Annotated in this window: 16 protein-coding genes; 4 read left to right on the top strand and 12 right to left on the bottom strand. The window is 40.8% G+C overall.

All coding sequences use genetic code 11. The annotated features are described in order from the left end of the window. Positions 1 to 37: 37 nt before the first annotated feature. Positions 38 to 1,063, bottom strand: coding sequence for an IS630-like element ISPlu3 family transposase (locus tag ACUN2T_RS10155; protein WP_445493927.1), 1,026 nt, complete (start codon positions 1,061 to 1,063; stop codon positions 38 to 40). A gap of 408 nt (positions 1,064 to 1,471) precedes the next feature. Beyond that, positions 1,472 to 1,708, bottom strand: a complete 237-nt coding sequence (locus ACUN2T_RS10150) for a hypothetical protein (protein ID WP_445497348.1) — start codon at positions 1,706 to 1,708, stop codon at positions 1,472 to 1,474. Between the two features lie 281 nt (positions 1,709 to 1,989). On the opposite strand from ACUN2T_RS10150, the gene ACUN2T_RS10145 reads away from it, so the two are divergent. Next, positions 1,990 to 2,712: a helix-turn-helix transcriptional regulator gene (locus tag ACUN2T_RS10145; protein ID WP_445497347.1), complete on the top strand. Its 723-nt coding sequence runs from the start codon at positions 1,990 to 1,992 to the stop codon at positions 2,710 to 2,712. 385 nt (positions 2,713 to 3,097) lie between these two features. Here the strand turns inward: ACUN2T_RS10145 and ACUN2T_RS10140 are convergent, their stop codons facing one another. Further along, complete coding sequence (locus tag ACUN2T_RS10140; RefSeq protein ID WP_445497346.1) at positions 3,098 to 3,310, bottom strand: helix-turn-helix domain-containing protein; 213 nt, start codon at positions 3,308 to 3,310, stop codon at positions 3,098 to 3,100. A 357-nt stretch (positions 3,311 to 3,667) separates the two neighbouring features. On the opposite strand from ACUN2T_RS10140, the gene ACUN2T_RS10135 reads away from it, so the two are divergent. After that, positions 3,668 to 4,588, top strand: coding sequence for an IS982 family transposase (locus ACUN2T_RS10135; protein WP_445497845.1), 921 nt, complete (start codon positions 3,668 to 3,670; stop codon positions 4,586 to 4,588). Between the two features lie 66 nt (positions 4,589 to 4,654). Here ACUN2T_RS10135 and ACUN2T_RS10130 read toward each other — a convergent pair whose 3' ends face one another. The 8 genes from ACUN2T_RS10130 to ACUN2T_RS10095 all read right to left on the bottom strand — a co-directional run bounded on the left by ACUN2T_RS10130 (position 4,655) and on the right by ACUN2T_RS10095 (position 15,830). Then, complete coding sequence (locus ACUN2T_RS10130) at positions 4,655 to 5,161, bottom strand: contact-dependent growth inhibition system immunity protein (RefSeq protein ID WP_445497345.1); 507 nt, start codon at positions 5,159 to 5,161, stop codon at positions 4,655 to 4,657. 163 nt (positions 5,162 to 5,324) lie between these two features. Continuing rightward, positions 5,325 to 5,825 carry a contact-dependent growth inhibition system immunity protein gene (locus ACUN2T_RS10125; RefSeq protein ID WP_445497344.1) on the bottom strand — a complete coding sequence of 167 codons (501 nt, stop codon included), beginning with the start codon at positions 5,823 to 5,825 and terminating at the stop codon, positions 5,325 to 5,327. Between the two features lie 163 nt (positions 5,826 to 5,988). After that, complete coding sequence (locus ACUN2T_RS10120) at positions 5,989 to 6,489, bottom strand: contact-dependent growth inhibition system immunity protein (RefSeq protein ID WP_445497343.1); 501 nt, start codon at positions 6,487 to 6,489, stop codon at positions 5,989 to 5,991. 162 nt (positions 6,490 to 6,651) lie between these two features. After that, positions 6,652 to 7,158, bottom strand: a complete 507-nt coding sequence (locus ACUN2T_RS10115) for a contact-dependent growth inhibition system immunity protein (RefSeq protein WP_149617425.1) — start codon at positions 7,156 to 7,158, stop codon at positions 6,652 to 6,654. A gap of 58 nt (positions 7,159 to 7,216) precedes the next feature. Further along, on the bottom strand, positions 7,217 to 8,101 hold the full coding sequence (locus ACUN2T_RS10110; protein WP_445497342.1) for an IS982-like element ISPlu6 family transposase: 885 nt from the start codon (positions 8,099 to 8,101) through the stop codon (positions 7,217 to 7,219). Positions 8,102 to 8,316: 215 nt separating this feature from the next. Further along, positions 8,317 to 8,823 (bottom strand): contact-dependent growth inhibition system immunity protein, encoded by a 507-nt coding sequence (locus ACUN2T_RS10105; protein ID WP_350304324.1) that lies wholly within the window; start codon positions 8,821 to 8,823, stop codon positions 8,317 to 8,319. Next, positions 8,823 to 14,084: a DUF637 domain-containing protein gene (locus ACUN2T_RS10100; RefSeq protein WP_445497341.1), complete on the bottom strand. Its 5,262-nt coding sequence runs from the start codon at positions 14,082 to 14,084 to the stop codon at positions 8,823 to 8,825. Before ACUN2T_RS10100 ends, ACUN2T_RS10105 begins: the two co-directional genes overlap by 1 nt. Before the next feature lie 60 nt (positions 14,085 to 14,144). Then, the gene (locus ACUN2T_RS10095) at positions 14,145 to 15,830 is read right to left on the bottom strand and encodes a ShlB/FhaC/HecB family hemolysin secretion/activation protein (RefSeq protein ID WP_445497340.1); all 1,686 of its coding nucleotides are present in this window, start codon (positions 15,828 to 15,830) and stop codon (positions 14,145 to 14,147) included. Positions 15,831 to 16,191: 361 nt separating this feature from the next. Between ACUN2T_RS10095 and tyrP the strand changes: the two genes are divergently transcribed. Continuing rightward, a complete protein-coding gene (gene tyrP / locus ACUN2T_RS10090) occupies positions 16,192 to 17,337 on the top strand; it encodes a tyrosine transporter TyrP (protein WP_445497844.1) in 1,146 nt (381 codons plus the stop codon). A gap of 57 nt (positions 17,338 to 17,394) precedes the next feature. Here tyrP and ACUN2T_RS10085 read toward each other — a convergent pair whose 3' ends face one another. Next, a complete protein-coding gene (locus tag ACUN2T_RS10085; RefSeq protein ID WP_445497339.1) occupies positions 17,395 to 17,937 on the bottom strand; it encodes a YfaZ family outer membrane protein in 543 nt (180 codons plus the stop codon). 286 nt (positions 17,938 to 18,223) lie between these two features. Here ACUN2T_RS10085 and ACUN2T_RS10080 point away from each other — a divergent pair, with 286 nt between their 5' ends. After that, positions 18,224 to 19,672 carry a catalase gene (locus ACUN2T_RS10080; RefSeq protein ID WP_445497338.1) on the top strand — a complete coding sequence of 483 codons (1,449 nt, stop codon included), beginning with the start codon at positions 18,224 to 18,226 and terminating at the stop codon, positions 19,670 to 19,672. Positions 19,673 to 19,734: the final 62 nt, after the last annotated feature.

Genomic DNA, 19,734 nt, shown 5'->3' with positions numbered 1-19,734 from the left:
TGCACAACATCGTTGTCATCACTATACCCAAGAAACTTCAAGATGCAGTTTTTAGCACCTGAAAATGGTCATTAATTCTAGACATCAGCGAGTCCGCTATATCCGGTAGCGTTGTGGTGAAAAATTTGAAGACTTTGTCTCGAAATTCATGTTTATCAGCGAAATAACGGTTATTTCGAACATGTTCATTCATGACCTTCCATAATCGCTCTATCGGGTTTAAATTTGGGCTATAGGGAGGAAGATAATGTAACTCAATATTGCTAACATAAGCCCACTCCTTCACAAGATGAGCTTTGTTGTAACCCGCCCCATCCACAATAAGATGAATTTTTTGATGATAGTCAGGATAAGACTTCCTTATTTCGTTGAAAAAACAGCAAATGTTGTAGTCATTGATGGTTTGATATTCCTGGAACACCGTACGACCAATGGCATTCAGGTTGAGCGCGCCCAATATATTCAGGCGAGTTCGGCTTCCTGTTGTCTTGACGGTTTTTTTCTCGCCTTTTCGCATCCAGCCATAACCGAGTTTGGTGCCTTGAGTCGGGTGAACAGCGTCAAGAAAAAGGATGGGTTCATCTTTCGCTGTGATTTTAAGATTTTCATAATATTCAATAAATTGTATCTGTTTTTCTGCCTCGAATTTATGAGGGACACCACAAGGTTTTTTATAAGAAAAACCCTGACGGTGTAGCCATTTATTCATGCCGGGAATGCTAAAGGTAATATTCCAGAGCTGAGCAACATAGGCCACGATTTCATGGGTGTGATGGAAAAGATGTTGAGATAAGTGGTTGATTAAAAAATCAGTTTGCTCTCGAGAAAGCAAACTATCAGACCCCCCATTATCAGATTTAAGTTTACCTTGATTAAGATAATCACTGATATGGCGGTCAACAGTGGTCTGATGGAGTCGCAATGCCTGGGCTATCATCACAGAACTCCACCCTTCAGAAGCCAGAAGGATCGCTTTTATTCTGTCTCGTACTTGGCCATCACGAGTGGTGTCGTGAAGACGTTCAAGTTTGATTTTTTGTTCTGATGTAATAAATATTTTCATAGCGAGGATAATGATCTCCATTTCGGATAAAATCAAGCATCTTCAATGATTACGGGTATATACCATTAGGGTTCTGTCTGGCAGAACCCCTACGCCTAATCTAGCGTCGTATGTAAGATCTTTGCCTGCCCAGTTTTTCATCTTTTATGTCTGTCTATATATTTAATCCTTCAATGCTACAAATTGCATAAAATCTTTCGTTGGCATGATGTTTAATAAAATTATCTTTTCGCTCAGGACTAATCCAACCGATCATATTAAGTATGTCCTCATAATGTTTAATTAATAAAGCACAACTGGCTTGAGCACCATGCACTGGAGTTGCATAATCCGGGAAATGAATATTAGGATCGTCATAATGAAATTTCCAAATAGCCTCATGGTGAAAAATTCCATTTCTTAACCCTTTTATTTTTTGAGCAAATCTTCTATTTTTTTCCGTGTCAGATCTTTTGGCGCATAAGGGAATACATGCACTAAGAGATTAGGCCAGAGTAATGTCTCAGAATCTTTATCTTCGTATTTATGGGATAATAAATTTGTCCAGAAGCTAAAAGTTAAAGAGGAAATAATCCTGCTTGGTGTGAGGATTTTATTTTTTGCGGCATTAATTTGGGTTTCTTCCAAAATATATTTATCAATCACTCACTTTCCAGACTACCGTTATGAAATCCATTCTCAGAATTAGATATATAACACACCAAAAACAAGAGAAAAAAATAACTACCATTCTGTAATAATTCATTAAACATATAATCAATAAGAAAAATTTTACACAATATAAAATATTAGCATATCGACGATATCTACAAGAACGGTAAAAAAGAGACGCCCCCTTTAAAACCCATAAACATAATTATTCATTGTGTCGTAAAAGTGATAACCTTACATGGAAGTTATCCAGTTTAATCATGATGGGTGAAATTATGAAAGATAAAACGATGAGTTTCTCTGTAAACAAAGATCTGGATGTTCATTCAAAAAGCTTTGATGCCTTCATATCATACATGGAAAACAGCAACGATTTTTGGATTATAAAAGACAACGAATCTCGATTCGTCTATGCTAACGATATTATGCTTTATTACAGCGGCCTTCCTAAAGGTTTTAACATAGAAGGTAAGCTTGATAGTGAATGTCCAGCACCGTGGTCTGAGTTTGAAGATATTATACAAGCTAATGATAAAAACGTAATGACTAGTCAAAAAACCATCCCAGTATTAAATACTTTCGCTTATGGCGGGAGACAAAAAATAATCCAACCATTTCTACTCGACATTACACCACTAATGAAGGACGGAAAATGCGTTGGGGTTGTTGGACACGGTAAAAAACTTGAAATTTATTCCATGTACCATTTTGAAAACAACAGGCATCCTGACTCATTAACCTTTGGCACACCAACTGATTTATTTACTGATAGAGAGTTCGATATAGTATTTTTTGCTTTACAATCACTAAGCGCTAAAGATATATCCAAAAAATTAGGTATCACCTATAGAACGGTACAAAGTAGGCTACAGATAATTTATCAGAAAATAGGAATAAACTCATTAAAACAATTAAAAGAATATTGTAGGGCTAAGGGGTATGATAACTATGCTCCTACCAGATTTATTAACCCTAATCCCTATATACCTCTAGCATAACAATTCACAACATCGTTGTCGCCACTGTGCCATTAGGGTTCTGCCTGGCAGAGCCCCTACGTCCCGGCGCGTAGAAGCGCCTGTACGCCTCAGCAAGCGATTTCCCGATTCGACGTACCTTTTAATGATCGGTTGAATGCTCATGGATTAGATGTATTCAATATAAAACATCCGTGAAATCAGCAGAAATATAGGGAGGAGTATCAGCATAATACAAAAGATTAAATAATTGAGGCAGAAAAAATTAACTATGACAAAAAGGCAGAGCGTTAATAACCCTATATTAATCCTATGATCATACCTGAAGCTTTCCACAAGACATGAGAAAAGTTTCAGGTACTTCATCTCTTCTCAATTTACTTTCTTACGAGAAGTTTATTTTAATTCATTTGAGATATCTACTTGGCCATATTTCGTAAGGTTCACAATTTAAAGCGGTAGCAATGAGCCGTTCACCTTTAGGCCACGGACGATGCAACGCATTACTTAACGTAGATGATGCAAGCCCCGCTTCTCTTGAAACAGCAGATAACGACGTTCCCCGTTTTCTGAGTCCCGCAATAATATCAGCCGGGTGCCAGTCGTCTGTTACAATCATTACTTCTTCTCCTTTTCAGTTTGGTTATTCAAGGTGCTATATTCATACTCTCTTAAGATTAATATTTTTATATTGTTACAGCTTTTTCCCTGACCCCACGCTGGTGTGGAATACCAAAAAATAGCGGTACTAAGACGTTAAACCCCGCTAAATACAGCCAAATATTCTCCGAATAGAAAAATGTAATGTTCAAAAATTTTAGTTATTTTTGGAAATGTTGAAAGCGCATTAAATACTTTAATGAATGCACTAAATAATCTCTTCAATTACGGGGAGTGATGCTAACTAAGTTAACTCAGTAACCTGAGCTTCGCTTAAGGGAAGGGAACTAAAGTGCCTGAGGCACGATCAAAGTTTTTGCTAAAGAAAACAAAATCATGGAGACCCTCAGGCAGGGTTAATTTAGAAGAACTTTACTGCTGCGTCGATGACTTTTGCCAAAAATTTATTCCTCTCTGGCATCAACAACTCATTGAACATGGATTACGTAAACGACACCGGGAGGCATCTCTTTCTCTCAGTGAAGTCATGATGATCCTCATTTTATTTCATATGAGTCATTATCGTGATTTTAAAACATTTTATATTGAACATGTAAAACAATATCTTACAGCCGATTTCCCCGGATTAGTCAGCTATACGCGTATCCTCACCCTGAAAAAAAGGGCGCTTATTCCTTTATGCGCTTTTCTTTCATCACGTAAGGCACAAACTCAAGGAATTGCTTTTATTGATTCCACCAAAATTGCTGTTTGTCACAATCGTCGTATTCCTCGTCATCGCGTATTTGAAGGGATGGCACAACGAGGTAAAACGAGCACAGGCTGGTTTTATGGCTTTAAACTTCATTTGGTTATCAATGATTGCGGTGAATTGTTAGCCGTGAAACTCACCGCAGGAAACCAGGATGATCGTCAGCCAGTCAGCGCGTTGACAAAAGGACTCACAGGCTGTTTGTATGGGGATAAAGGGTATTTGTCCCAGGCTTTATGCGATGAGTTAGAAGCGGAAGGTGTCACGTTAATCACCAATGTCCGGAGTAACATGAAAGCCAAAGCATTATCTCTCTGGGATAGGTTGATGTTAAGACGGCGATTTTTGATAGAAACGGTCGTCGACCAGCTCAAAAATATTTCTCAGATAGAACATTCAAGGCATCGCAGTCAGCTCGGTTTTTTGTTAGAAGTTGCTGCCGGTCTTATTGCTTATACATTCCAGCCTAAAAAACCGAGCTTGAATCTACGGGATAATGAGATCGCTATCTTTAAACGAAGCTGAGGTTAATTAACTCTATAAATCAAAGATCATGAATAATCAATGCAAAAACAAACTGTTTCTTTATCGTCAAACATAACTTCTACAACGTGAAAAAGCTAGCCGTAATGCTGCACCCACTTCCTCAGGGGAACTGTTTACCGGGATGATGACATAGTCAAATTCGGAAATGGTCTTACCTGTCCAACTTTCCAATTTTTCATGACAAGATGGTCGAATCGTTATTTGACCATCAAGCATGCAAATACCGCAGCTTAACATTTTCTTAAATAACTGCCGTTTTGAACGATAGCCATAAGATTCCATCATCTTAGTGATCCAATTTTTATACTGTTCAGCATTTGCATCATGATCAAAATAATCTCCACACTTATTAAGTGGGATTACTCTGCTTTTTGACAAAGCATCGAGCACAGCCTTTCCCAACTCTTGATCAGATGCAATTGGCTGTAATAAATGATTACTTCCTAAAGGATCTACTCTCAATAAACCGTTACCTGAATAAGTTTGTATTGAATAGAAATCACCATTAAATTCAGTCCTTGCATGTAATCCTTGTTTGAAATCTGTACTCATTATTTCACCACCGTGATTTTAGCGATCAGACCCATTTAATAACTATTTGAGTCTTTTTGAGATAATTAGCGGACACATAATAGTAATTACATGTCCACCTCAATTAACCCTCTAAATCAAAGATCATGAATAACCAATGCAAAAACAAACTGTTTCTTTATCGTCAAACATAACTTCTACAACGTGAAAAAGCCAATCGTAATGCTGCTCCAACTTCCTCAGGGGAACTGTCTGCCGGAATAACGACATAATCAGTTTCAGAAAAACCATCTCCAGACCAACCATCCAATTTTTCATGACAAGATGGTCGTATTGTTATTTGACTATCAAGTAATTGGATACCACAATTATGCATTTTTTTAAAAAGCTGGCGTCTTGAACGATAATTGTAAGTTTTCATCATTTGTTTAATCCATTCATCATATAGCTCAGATGTTTTCTCGTTATCAAAAAAATCATCATCAGGATCGACCAACCGACTTTTAGAAAGTGAATCTAAAACAGCACTACCTAATTGGCTATCAGTTATATCGGGAGATAAGATATGTTCAGGGCTTTGAGGATCAGCTAAAAGCAGACGGTATCCAGAATAGGTTTTAACAGAGTAAAAACTCCCATTAAACATAGCTGTTGCATTTAACCCTTGCTTAAAATCCATACTCATTATTTCACCACCGTAGTTTTAGCGGTAAGGCTCATTTAATAACTATTTGAATCTTTTCGAGATAATTAGCGGACACATAATAGTGATTACGTGTCCACATTAATTAACTCTTTAAATCAAAGATCATGATCAATTTAGTGCAAAAACAACTGTTTCTTTATCGTCAAACATAACTTCTGCAACGCGAAAAAGCCAATCGTAATGCTGCTCCAACTTCCTCAGGGGAACTGTCTGCCGGGATGATGACATAATCAGACTCGACAATACCTTGTCCTGTCCAAAGCTCAAGTTTTTTGTGACCAGAAGGCGAGATAGTTATAACGCTACCTAACAAACAGATATTACAACTGTTCATCTTCTTAAATAACTGACGTTTTGAACGGTAATTGTAAACTTTCATTAAATGCTCAATCCACTCTTTATATCGCTCAGCTGCCCTTTCATTGTCGAAAAAATCATCATCAGGATCAATCAAGCGACTTTTAGAAAGTGAATCTAAAACAGCGTTTCCTAATTGACTATCATTTACATCGGGAGACAAGATATGCTCGCAGCTTTGGGGATCAGCTCGAAGCAGTCGATACCCAGAATAAGTTTTGACAGAGTAAAAATCACCATTAAACTTAGCGCCCGCATTAAGTCCTTGATCAAAATCTGTATTCATTATTTCACCACCGTAATTTTAGCGGTCAGGCTCATTTAATAATTCTTTAAGCCTTTTGAGATAATTAGCGGACACATAATAGTGATTACGTGTCCACCTTAATTAACTCTATAAATCAAAGATCATGAATAATCAATGCAAAAACAAACTGTTTCTTTATCGTCAAACATAACTTCTACAACGTGAAAAAGCTAGCCGTAATGCTGCACCCACTTCCTCAGGGGAACTGTCTGCCGGGATGATGACATAATCTGACTCGACAATACCTTGTCCTGTCCAAAGCTCAAGTTTTTTGTGACCATAGGGCATAATAGTTATCACACCATCTAACAAGCGAATATTGCAACTGTTCATCTTCTTGAATAACTGACGTTTTGAGCGATAACCATAAGATCCCATCATCTCTGTGATCCAGTTTTTATACTGTTTGTCATTTGCATCATGATCAAAATAATCCCCATACTCATCAAGTGGGATTATCCTACTTTTTGATAAAGCATCAAGTACAGCCTTTCCCAACTCTTGATCAGATACAACTGGCTGTAATAGGTGTTCGCTTCCTAAGGGATCTACCCCTAATAAACCGTTGCCTGAATAGGTTTGTATTGAATAAAAATCACCATTAAATTTAGCTCCGGCATTCAACCCTTGGTCAGGATGATTGTTCATTATTTCACCACTGTAATTTTAGCGGTCAGGCTCATTTAATAACTAACCCGAATTCTGCTTAAGCCGTCATTGAAAAATCGTCTTCTGAGTAGAAAACTTTCAGTGATGGCTTCTTCAATTTAAGGCAGTAAGCAATCAATCCACCTAAAACGCACAACAGAAAGCCTTTTATACTTCGGTGGCGGGAATGCTCTATTTGAGAAATAGTTTTTAATTGCCCATTAATCGTTTCAATGATAAAACGCTTTTTTAACATTATCTTATCCCACTCAGCTTGCATACTCGCTTTCATGTTACGCCGTTTTTTCGTGATGAAAGTGACATCGGTTTTGGCTAAATCGTCCGCCAATTCCTGGCTGAGGTAACCTTTGTCACCGTAAAGAGAACCCGTTAATTCTTTTGATAATTCACGAACAGGTTCCCGATCATCCACATTACCCGCAGTCACTTTAAGCGCGAGAATTTCACCCTGATGATTGACAACCAGGTGTAATTTGAAACCGTAAAACCATCCCATTGAATTTTTTCCGCGCTTTGCTATCCCCGCAAAGACCTTATGTCGAGGGATGCGAATGTTATGGCAGACACTCAACCGGGTGGAATCAATAAAAGCAATGCCTGTGGGTTTCCCTTTTAATTGAGTCAGATAGCTGCATAATGGCACTAAAACGGAAGGAGCCACACTGACAAAACGAGGATAGCTAAGCAAGGTTGGAAAATCCTTATGGTGATATTTCCAAATATGTTCTAGATAAAAATGTTTAAAATCACGGTAATGCGACATATGAAAAAGGATCAAAATGGTCATGATTTCACTGGGATACATATGACCTTGTCGGCGGCGTAAACGATGCCCGCTATCGAGACAAAATTGTTCCCATTGAGGGATGAAAAAACGGCAAAAATCATCGACATCACAGAAAATTTCAACTAAGTTGTCCATAGCCTGTTCCACCTCGGAGCTGTTTTTGGTGTGCACCAAAACTTTGCTCCTGGAACAGGCTTCTCGTCAATTTCTTATCCAGAATTCGGGTTAACTATTTGAATCTTTTCGAGATAATTAGCGGACACATAATAGTGATTACGTGTCCATCTTAATTAACTCTCTAAATCAAAGATCATGAATAATCAATGCAAAAATAAACTGTTACCTTATCGTCAAACATAACTTCTACAACGTGAAAAAGCCAATCGTAATGCTGCTCCAACTTCCTCAGGGGAACTATCCGCAGAAATTACGACATGATCAGATTCAGAAATACCATCTTCAGACCAGCCTTCCAATTTTTCATGGCGGGATGGCCGGATCGTTATTTGACCATCAAGCATACAGATACCACAGCTTAACATTTTCTTAAATAACTGCCGTTTTGAACGGTAATCATAAGATTCCATCATCTCGGTGATCCAATTTTTATACTGTTCAGCATTTGCATCATGATCAAAATAATCCCCATACTTATCCAGTGGGATTAGTCTGCTTTTTGATAAAGCATCAAGCACAGCCTTTCCCAACTCTTGATCAGATACAATTGGCTGTAATAAATAGTTACTTCCTGAGGGATCTGCTCCCAATAAGCCATTGCCTGAATAGGTTTGTACTGAATAGAAATCACCATTAAATTTAACTCTTGCATTTAACCCTTGTTTGAAATTTTCGCTCATTATTTCACCACCGTGATTTTGACGTTAACATTTTTACCTGTTCCATAAGTTATAGCGCGATTAATTTGCTCCCACTGATCTACTGTTGTTGTCTTCGGTACAGCAATACGCATTTCTCGTTGTGAAATTATCGAAGATGTTACCTCTTTATCATCTTTAATGTACCCTCGGAAATCTGCCGCTGAATCAATATTCCCTTTCATTGACGTATATATCTGCTTGGGATCTTTTATCCTTGCTGGTGTACGTGTATCTATAGTTTTAACACTAATAGCTGTACGTGTAGCGGGATCATAAAAATCAAAAGTTTTGAAATTCTCTGGCAACCGAGAACCTGCTGGCATCTGCGTAGCAACAAAGTCCTCAAAAGGATACCCCTGCTTATAGTTCCCTTCTCCCCACGCCATTTGGGTCTGACTTCCATCTTTTTCTACCCGATACACATGACGAATGTCTACTGCTGAGTGTGGATCTTTTGAGATGATTTTCGATAACTTAGCCGTGGCAGACGTAGATCCTTTAACCGCCCCCAAGCCACCGCCAGCCATACTGGCTATTCCAGTAACCAGTTTTCCTATCTCCAGCCCCGCATTATAGGCTCCCTCTGGACCCGCTTTTTCATATTCGGCTTTGACAACATCAAGCTGCTTGAGATAACTATCCTTTGTTGCCTGCCAGATAAAGCCGGGCATATCTTCCTGAATTAACAGTGTCCTGAGCGATTCAATGACTTCCGAAGGATTAGAGACCGCACCGACAATAGCCATCACGCTATCATAGAGTTCTGATGGAATACCGGAGACAAAACCTGCCGCCAGATGACCATCTTGTGAACCACTCATCAAACCCCATTTAGCAAAAATCTGCGCCTTTTTAAGGTAGTTGGATTCTGCCGCCAGTTCTTTTTCCATTAATTGCTGCTGGTGATGAGCCAGGTAATTATAACGGAAAGTGTTCTCCGCACCGCTTGCGCCACTATAAGCACCGTCTGCTTTACCGGTAAATACCGCACCGGCAAAACCACCAAAAGCACGGGCAATTTGCGCTTGTCGCTCCGAGGTTTTCTCCCATTCTTCGGCTTTGATAAGATTATCTCCCATCATGATACCCGCCAGTTCCGCAGCCAAAGCCCCCGCCATTGCACCTTTGGCATTCCCCCGGCCAATTTCAGCACTGATACCTGCGACAACAGCGTGGCTTAACGTTTTGCCCGGCACTCCCAGGACCTCGCCATTATCACCAATCAATCGGGCGCCTTCCGCGTTAATCTGGCTGCCAATATTAGCCAACAGAGCCGTAGTCAAATTATCTTTAAAACTGCCGCCGTTAATGGTGGTATTCAGGCTGGAACTGATAATGGATTGACCCGCGACCCGCTGGATGACTTTATTCCAGTCACCATTGCTGATTTGAGGTAATTTCGCTTTTGTGGGATCTAATGTAGTGCCATCAGCCGCTTTATCCCATCCCATGTAGGAATCAAATCCGGCCAAGGCACCCCCAATCGCCATTGAGGTAATGGTTGATTTAACCGCATCACTGCTACCTAATACTTTTAGTGCTTTGGATATATCCCCCTGATTGTCCACAATAGCAACAGCTGCCTGTGCAGCCAGTGATGACATCCCCGCAGTTAACGCACCACCCGCAACGCTATTACCCGCATAAGATGCGACAGATGCTGACAGAGAACTACCTGCTGTTGCCGCCGCCGCTGCAATAGCAATCACCGCAGAAACCACCGGATTTAAATGCTGGCTCTTGTGATCCCAACTGTTATAAGCATCTTTGACCAAATTCCATTGAACATCTTTACGTTCACTGAGTCCTTTCAGCCAAGCCGTTTCCGGCGTATTACCGAAGATTGATATGGCATTCTGTAATGTCTGACCATTTTTTGCTTTGATATCCGCGCTAACACCATTTGCTGCATCTACAGTAAGTTTTCCGCCGATATGAATAGCAGGAAGAATCCACGTATCTTTGGTATAACCTTTATCCCTATGTTTGATATAAAAGCCTTTAGAGTTGGTAATGGTCTGTTCGAAAGTGGTATTTTTTACCGCTTTAAAATTGACCTTACCGTGAGTGCTGGTCAGTTTGGCATTTTTATTAGTGGAGATTTTACTGGCTTCATAAGTACTGTCATCCCGGCTTAACAGATTAATATCACCACCAGCGGTAAATTCAGTAACTTTATTAGTGACATCATGACGGGTACGTTTAATGGTTTTCTTCTTGCCATACCATTTACGCTTTGTCTCTGTTTTCTCATAGTGGCTGGATTCTTCCATCGCCTGAGCGTATAGATAGCCACCTTTTGCCGCGACATCCATCGCACCTTTAGTAGCCAGTTTAGTGGCCTGGAAAAGAATGCTACCGTCTGAGATAACGGTCAGTACACCGCCGCTAGTCAATTCAGTGCCTTGCTGAGTCACCGATTCGGTGAATTCCCTATTACCTTCCCGGTAGGTGTGATTCTGTACCGATTCAAAACGCATATTGCCACCGGAGGAGAGCGTGACATCACCATCAGAAGTCAATTTAGTACCCGCGGTAGTGAGGGTACCATTTGCCGCTATTGTCAGTTTTTTATCACCACGGACTTGAGCAATAATATGTCGGTCATCTTTGTTGTTATCATTCGCCTTGTTAATTGCAGAATAAGCAAGGGAAGGCAATGTGATATTTCCTCCTGCGGATAATAATGTGTTACCGTTAGCCTGTATCTGAATAGCTTTCCCATGAATATCACCACCGCTCATTATGCTGATATTATTCTTTGCAAAAATTTTGCTGCTGAGTTCTGATGAGTCGCTGGGTATGAGAAGACTTCCCCGATCTCCTAATTCAGCAGAACTCAGATCAATCTGTTTTGCCGCACTTAAATAAATATCTTTTCCGGCTGACATATCTGAGCCTTTAGCATAAAGATTACCCCCGGCGTTAATCGTCAATGATTCTGAGGCATTCAACATGCCTGCTATAGGTAAGCGCTCATTTCTTTTCTTTGATTTTGCAAAAATATAGGTATCTGCATGGTTTTCTATCGTAACATCACTGTTGGCTATCAGAGATATATTTTTACTCGGCTGTAAATAGACATTTTGTAAAAGAAGGTTTTTACCGGCGTTGATAGTTAAATTACCGCTAGCACCTAACTTGTTTGATGCTGGGTGATCGCCAGTAGCATATTGGCCCCAGAGATAACCGAATTGATCACCATTCTTAAACTGAATGTCGCCATTACGGCTGATAGCAGTGACATCCCTTCCTTTTATATTACTTTTCCAGATATTGATATTATTTACGGCAGCAATAGATAAACTATTTTGTGATGAAAGTATTGAATTCTTGAGGACAATATCGTTCTCAGAAATAATATTTAATTCATCAAAGGCTCTAATTTTATCCTTGAGGGTTATTTGTCCACCATGCAATAAGATATTTTTAGCTGACAATATTTCTGGCAGTTTTTCACTGTCGATTGGGCGATCATTGAATAAACCTAAACCAGAAGGGGATTTATGAGGGTAGTCAGTATCAATATTAATGCTGTCGCTAAAGTCAGCGATAAGATTACCTTTTGCTATGATACTTGCCCGTTCAAGAATAAGGTTGTCTTTTTTTATATCATATTTTACTTCACCTGGCGATAAAATATGATAACTTTTATCATCCCATTGGTGATATGTGTTGATTTTTTCAAGGATCTTATTAGAAGAAAGTTTATAGATACCGGAGGGGGTATTAAGTGAATCGGTTATAGATACATAAGTGTCCTTAGGGAAGTATTCAAAGAGATTAAGATACCCTGATGTTTCCTCAGATATTCTGCTTGTATTTAAAAGTTTTTTTCCGGTTAAGAAAATATCTTTTTCGGCTTCAATTTTGCTCAATTCCTGATTTGATAATATATCACTGTTAATATAAATATTTCCACCCGATGTGAGAACACTGGGTTGCATACTTTTTAAATTATGTCCATGCTTATATTGCGCTTCGAGAATGTTGAAATTCTTATCTGCCGGGTTGGGTGCTATTTCTCTTTTTTCAAAATAATAGATACTGCGGGCATTATTCAGCGCATTAGTCCTGACAACCAAATCCCCCTTCACGGTTTTTATCGTTGCCGATCTATTCTCGACTAACTGACCTTTATTTCCCTGTGCATCTTTTTGTATCCACATATTATTGTTGGCTTGCAGCAAGGCTTTATCACCGGTATTACGCACGGTGTCACCGAATACCCGCATATCCCGACCAGCGGTTACGCTGCCTTTATTCTCCAGTGCCGTGTTTGCCAAGGTAATATCCCGTTCTGCCTGTATCTTAATATTGGGAGCGATATGAGTTTCTCTGGCACTAAGATTAAAATCCGTTTTAGCTTTGGCATTTCCCAGTTCAATTTTACCATTAACATTTAAAGTAATATCACGCTGGTCGCTGGTTAAATCTTTCAAGTTAACCCCAACGCCATCTTCAGTAGCAACCAAACGAATTTTATTGGCATACATGCCGCCTAATGCTTTGGTATCAACGGCTAATTGAGGTTTAGCGCCTTCCCCTGTGATTTTTTTCACTGTGCCATCGTTAAAATCAATCCGATTAGCGCCCTGTGTAAAAGACAAGTTGTTAGCCTGAATTTTTCCATTTAACTCAGTCGCCCGGCTGATAATGTCAATATAATCTGTCGCCTTGCCATCCAACCCTTTACCACCAATCGTAATTTGGCCTTTTTTGACTTCCAATGCTTCCAATGCACCCTGTTTGTCAAACTGAGGTTTCCCGGTAGTCAGTGTTGCGCTGGAGGTATTAATAAAGCCACAGCCATCACAGGTAATGCCGTTAGGGTTGGCAATCATCACATTGGCTTTATTACCTACCACCTCCAATTTGCCCTGAAGGTCAGACCGCCCGTTACCGGTGACTTCATTAATAATTAATTCGGCTGCTTTACCTTTCAAGTTGCTGTTTGCATTTATCTGCCCGGCTAATTGTGATTTAGCCGCCTGAGTGGCGTTATTGAGTACAGCGCCCTGAGTAGCAACATTAAACTCTTTATAGGTGTTGTGAGATATCCCTGCTCCATTAGGAGTAGCAATATTCACAACCGGGATATTGCCCTGGTTTTGTACCTGAGTATGATTATTATCAGGCGTGATCCCAGCGGCTATAGCCGGATGAAGGGGATATACTGCGGTCAGATAAATTAAAAGATAACAAGCGCCCCTTGCCATAGGGTTGTTACGTCTATCCATCGTTCTATCCTTTCTTAATTTAAGTACAAGGTTATTGGTATAACTCCCTGTATTACATCACTAAAAAATCAGTGATGCAGACCAGTAAACCACCCAGTTATCCGGTTTCAGATGGTTAGGGTGGGTCAATGGCGTTCCTAAAGTCATCATCTGGCTGAACCTGCGATTGGTCAGTGAGACACCAAGCGCAGTACCTGCAACGTTACCGCCATCAATTTGTCCTGTTTTTTTCTGTAACCAACCGGCATCCAACGCACCGATTAAGGCCAGTTCACCCAGTGCGGAAAACTTTGACACCTGCCAATTCAATTCGTTGCGCAAATATCCACCGCGATTACCGGTAAGGTATTGCTCTTTAAACCCCCGAACGGAGTATTGCCCGCCCAATGAGAGGCGTTCGCTGGCGTAAAGGTTGTCCAATGTGGTCTGGCCGTAAATGGATGAGAGGTAATAAATGGAATCCGTGACCGGAATAAAATAGCTAGCACTCAGACTGAATTTGCGAAATTGACTCCGTGGAGTATCGGGGAAATGTGGGTCATCTTTTGTAGCACCTAACACGGATAGGCCACGACTCAGTACAGGATTGAAAGTGATATAACCACCCGCCAGTACTGAACTGTAATTAACGCCAAAGTTGATAACACTTAATGTCGGACTGCTAATAGATAATTTCTTTCCCGCCATCACGTTGGTCGTCTGACGGCGCGTCATTCCTACATTCAGTACCAGTTTCTGCTTACCGTCACGATATAACGTCCGATTTACCACCAGCCGATGAGTTTGGCTGTCACCTTCATAGCGATAGATTTGTGAGTCGATCGGAATGATTTGAAAAGAATCATTCCACAAATATTGGTAGGTAAACAGCCAGTAGCCATAAGGAATTGTTACATAGGAAGAGAGGCTCCGGCTCTGGTGGTTATTACGAAAGTCACTGTTACGGCTGGCTGATAATGACCACTGTTCAGCAAAATGTAATAGATTATCCAAACTCACACTGACATTGATTTGTCCAGTGCCTGTACTTTTTTGACCACTGTTATCCGTTCCAAAGCTGGCACTGACCGACACACGATGTGATACTCGTTTCAAGATAATCGCAGAATAACCGGGTTGCTTTCCGGGCTGAATATCAATCGTCATCTGTTGGGAAGGAAGCCGGTTAAGTTGTTCCATCCCTTGTTCAATATCCCGTAGATTCAACGTTTTACCAACTATTCCCGGAAAGGCCATTTTCAATGAGAGCGGTGTTTCATCGTCAAGGCTGATTGATTCAACTTTACCTTCGCTCACGGTAATAATGAGGATACCGGTAGATAAATCCTGCGCCCTGAGTCCAGCGCGGGAAGTGACATAACCCCGTTCGATATAGGCATTCGATACTTTACGCACCAGCCCATTGATATCCTGCAAGGTTAAACAACGGGATAAATAAGGCCGTGTTAAATCTTCCCGCACTGATCGGGAAAGGCTTTCAACACTGTCAAATTGAATATGGTTAATAGTATGGCAAATAGATTCAACTCCATCAGGCTTGGGCTCTAAAGATGGAGATAAGGTAATGTTATTACGCATAGCATCACGCTGCTGTTGAGCTTGCTGCAGCAATACCTTCTGTTGTTGAGTGATAATCTCCTGATCTGCGGGGCTAATAAACTCTGAAGCATAAGCCTCCCCTGATATAGCTATAGCTAACACAACAGATACCGCGAATCTTCTAAGACAAACAAATATTCTTTCCATTGATAAATTTCATTTCACAATAAGTTAATTGTTAAAAGAATTAATAATGTCTTATCTTACCCGTCAATTCAGATAATAATAATGAATATTACTTTTAAATGTGATCAATAACCTTATTTATTAACACTTAATAGAATTAGTAACTTTCCATACTTAACGAAATACACAATCCAGAATAATACAAACACCCATAATGTAATTATTTATTTACACATACTGTAACCATTATTTGACAGAAATAACTTAATCCTTTAGCCTCCTTTCCATAACTATTTCAATCAGTTTATAAGCAGAGGAAAGCGTGAAGAATCGTACTATTGGCAGTATTTTTATCGTCGCCGGGACGACAATTGGCGCAGGGATGCTGGCTATGCCACTGGCTGCGGCCGGTGTTGGTTTTGGGACAACCTTCGTAATGTTAGTCGCTCTTTGGGTTTTGATGAGCTATACCGCTTTATTACTGGTGGAAGTTTATCAGTACAGCCCGGCAGATACCGGTTTAGGAACCGTGGCAAAACGTTATCTGGGACGGGGTGGTCAATGGCTTACCGGTTTCAGTATGTTATTCCTGATGTATGCCCTGACCACCGCTTATATCAGCGGCGCCGGTGAATTGCTTGCAGGCAGCCTGTCTTCATGGCTGGATAAACCTGTTCCGATCTCATTCGGGATACTGATTTTCACCATGGTCGCAGGTTGTGTTGTTACTATCGGTACTCAATCTGTCGATATGATTAACCGCTTGCTGTTTACTGCAAAAATCATCTTCCTGGTGATTATGTTGGCAGTCATGATGCCTCATATCAAAAACACTAATCTGCTCTCCATGCCCCTGGAGCAAGGTCTGGTATTATCAGCAATTCCCGTAGTATTCACCTCTTTTGGCTTTCACGGCAGTGTGCCAAGCATCGTGAGTTATATGGGCGGCGATACCCGCAAGTTACGCAAAATATTTGTTATCGGCAGTGCTATCCCATTGACTGCCTATATTTTGTGGCAATTAACAACACTGGGAGCGATTTCTTCCCATACTTTTGTCGGCATTCTGGCAGAACAGGCAGGGCTGAATGGGCTGTTACAGGCCGTGAGAGACGTCGTTGCCACTCCTCGTGTAGAGCTTGCTGTCCGTTTGTTTGCTGACCTGGCACTGGCAACCTCATTTCTTGGTGTCTCTTTAGGTCTATTTGATTACATGGCGGATCTGTTCAAACGCCGTAACAATGCAACAGGCCGCCTGCAAACAGGGGTGATGACTTTTGTTCCCCCCTTGCTTTGCGCGTTGTACTATCCAAACTTTGTTATGGCTCTGACTTTCGCCGCTGTAGCACTGTCTATTCTTGCTCTGCTACTGCCTTCAATGCTGGCATGGCGCAGCCGCCAAATTGAACAAACAGCTTATCGGGTAATAGGCGGAAAACCCGTTTTGGTGCTGGTATTTCTTTGTGGAATCGCAGTTATTGCTATCCAGATGGGTATTGTCAGTGGCTTACTGCCAGAAGTGGGTTAACCCGAATTTGGCATTGTCCGCATCAGAGATGATGCGGACTGAGTTCATAAAAACAGTTTAGAAATTTAAACCAGCACCAACATAAAACCCATCAGCCAATTTGTTATCCCTGTGACCTTCTTTCCCTCTCATATTCATCACTCGATAACCTGCATCCACTGTCAACGGCTTAAATACGGTAAAACGCAAGCCACCCGTCACTTCAGTATAAGAATCAATGCCCGAAGTTAAACGGGATGGCGCACCGTAAACTTCACCGTACAGAGATAAAGAGGGCATAACCGCCCAACTCAAACCCACACCACCAGCCAATGCCTCACCCTTTTTCCCATCATCAGGTGACAAATAAAGAACCTTACCGCCAATGCTAGCGGTCAATGGGCCGACGGGCAGACTAAAGGCCGTTCCCAAACTTCCCAGTTGCCCATTATGATCACTGCGTGCCCAGTTACCGTTAAATGATAATCCAGCACTGTTATCACCAATTGCCGCTGAAGTATTGGTGAAATGGCGACCAGCCTGAACATTCACCGAAATCGCATTTGCTGTCCCGGCAATGAACAATAAACTGGTTGCTGCTGCGGCAAGATAAGTCTTCATATATTTCCTCTTTATTTACTTAATGTTAAGTATCTTACTTAAATAGAACTAAACCTGTAGACAACAAAAGGAAATGAATCATCTATACTTACTAAATATGTGTGAATTTTTCATTTCATTTACTTAATAATTAACTATATAAATAATTTTATATTAAACAGTAAAGAAAAAAACAATAAATAACTTATAGAAAAAACACAACATTTGAATTTTAACATTTGACCAGAACTGTTTTTTTTAATCAGCGATTACGCTGTTTTTTTTCATGTAAAACAGGAGAAGTGTGATGAAAAAGAGAGGACTTACAACGAATGCCGGAGCCCCTGTCGTTGACAATAATAATGTCATAACCGCAGGCCAACGGGGTCCTATGTTGCTACAAGATGTTTGGTTCTTAGAAAAACTTGCCCATTTTGACCGTGAAGTTATTCCAGAGCGCCGTATGCACGCCAAAGGTTCTGGAGCTTATGGAACCTTTGTCGTTACTCACGATATCACTAAGTACACCAAAGCTAAGATTTTCTCTGAAATAGGCAAAAAAACAGACATGTTTGCCCGTTTCTCAACCGTCGCCGGTGAGCGCGGGGCAGCAGATGCGGAACGTGATATTCGTGGTTTTGCACTTAAGTTCTATACCGAAGAAGGTAACTGGGATTTAGTCGGTAACAATACCCCGATATTCTATCTTCGTGATCCCCTGAAATTCCCAGATCTTAACCATGTTGTTAAACGTGATCCACATACCAACCTGCGTAATCCCGCCTATAAATGGGATTTCTTCTCTCATCAACCTGAATCGCTGCATCAATTAACCATTGATTTCAGTGACCGTGGTATACCCAGATCTTTCCGCCATATGCACGGTTTTGGTAGCCATGCATTCAGCTTTATCAACTCCGATAATGAACGTTTCTGGGTGAAATTCCATTTCCGTTGTCAACAGGGCATTAAAAATCTGTTGGATGATGAAGTGGAAGCGCTGGTCGGTAAAGATCGCGAAAGTTCTCAGCGTGACTTGTTTACCGCAATTGAACAAGAAGACTATCCACGCTGGAAATTAAAGGTTCAGATTATGCCAGAGAAAGACGTTTCTCAGGTGCCATACAATCCGTTTGATTTGACAAAAGTATGGCCTCATGGCGATTACCCAATGCTTGATGTCGGTTATTTCGAGCTGACCCGTAACCCTGAGAACTACTTCTCAGAAGTCGAACAGGCCGCTTTCAACCCTGCGAATGTCGTGCCAGGTATCAGTTTCTCCCCTGATAAGATGTTACAGGGTCGCCTGTTTTCCTATGGTGATGCTCAACGTTATCGTCTTGGTGTTAACCACCATCAAATTCCGGTTAATACACCTCGTTGTCCGTTCCATAATTACCACCGTGATGGTGCAATGCGCGTGGATGGTAACAGCGGAAACACGGTGACTTATGAACCAAACAACGCCGGGTTGTTCCAAGAACAACCTGAATTCAAACACCCATCATTGTCTTTAGAAGGAGATGCTGACCACTGGAACCACCGTAAAGATGAAGATTATTTCAGTCAGCCCCGCGCACTGTATAACTTAATCAGCGGTAAAGAGCATCAGCGTATGTTCGACCGTATCGCCAGTGAACTGTCACAAGCACATGAAGAGACTCAACGCCGTCAGGTTGAGCTATTTAGAAAAGTTCACCCAGAATATGGTGCTGGTGTCGAAAAAGCGCTGCAAAAATTAAAGACTGATTGCTAACAACACCATATCATTAATTATCTCTGCCCATGACTCCATTAGTGATAATGGGCAGTACGAAA

The sequence above is a fragment of the Photorhabdus machadonis genome, assembly GCF_052657765.1.
This window is presented reverse-complemented; position numbering and strand designations above follow the sequence as displayed.

What these genes read in the sequence shown, in the direction of transcription:
- ACUN2T_RS10080 (WP_445497338.1), top strand. Translation starts at nt 18,224, where the DNA reads ATGAAAAAGAGAGGACTTACAACGAATGCCGGAGCCCCTGTCGTTGAC.
- ACUN2T_RS10100 (WP_445497341.1), bottom strand. Translation starts at nt 14,084, where the DNA reads ATGGATAGACGTAACAACCCTATGGCAAGGGGCGCTTGTTATCTTTTA.
- ACUN2T_RS10125 (WP_445497344.1), bottom strand. Translation starts at nt 5,825, where the DNA reads ATGAGTATGGATTTTAAGCAAGGGTTAAATGCAACAGCTATGTTTAAT.
- ACUN2T_RS10130 (WP_445497345.1), bottom strand. Translation starts at nt 5,161, where the DNA reads ATGAGTACAGATTTCAAACAAGGATTACATGCAAGGACTGAATTTAAT.
- ACUN2T_RS10105 (WP_350304324.1), bottom strand. Translation starts at nt 8,823, where the DNA reads ATGAGCGAAAATTTCAAACAAGGGTTAAATGCAAGAGTTAAATTTAAT.
- ACUN2T_RS10140 (WP_445497346.1), bottom strand. Translation starts at nt 3,310, where the DNA reads ATGATTGTAACAGACGACTGGCACCCGGCTGATATTATTGCGGGACTC.
- ACUN2T_RS10095 (WP_445497340.1), bottom strand. Translation starts at nt 15,830, where the DNA reads ATGGAAAGAATATTTGTTTGTCTTAGAAGATTCGCGGTATCTGTTGTG.
- ACUN2T_RS10155 (WP_445493927.1), bottom strand. Translation starts at nt 1,063, where the DNA reads ATGAAAATATTTATTACATCAGAACAAAAAATCAAACTTGAACGTCTT.
- ACUN2T_RS10110 (WP_445497342.1), bottom strand. Translation starts at nt 8,101, where the DNA reads ATGGACAACTTAGTTGAAATTTTCTGTGATGTCGATGATTTTTGCCGT.
- ACUN2T_RS10115 (WP_149617425.1), bottom strand. Translation starts at nt 7,158, where the DNA reads ATGAACAATCATCCTGACCAAGGGTTGAATGCCGGAGCTAAATTTAAT.
- ACUN2T_RS10120 (WP_445497343.1), bottom strand. Translation starts at nt 6,489, where the DNA reads ATGAATACAGATTTTGATCAAGGACTTAATGCGGGCGCTAAGTTTAAT.
- ACUN2T_RS10085 (WP_445497339.1), bottom strand. Translation starts at nt 17,937, where the DNA reads ATGAAGACTTATCTTGCCGCAGCAGCAACCAGTTTATTGTTCATTGCC.
- tyrP (WP_445497844.1), top strand. Translation starts at nt 16,192, where the DNA reads ATGCTGGCTATGCCACTGGCTGCGGCCGGTGTTGGTTTTGGGACAACC.
- ACUN2T_RS10145 (WP_445497347.1), top strand. Translation starts at nt 1,990, where the DNA reads ATGAAAGATAAAACGATGAGTTTCTCTGTAAACAAAGATCTGGATGTT.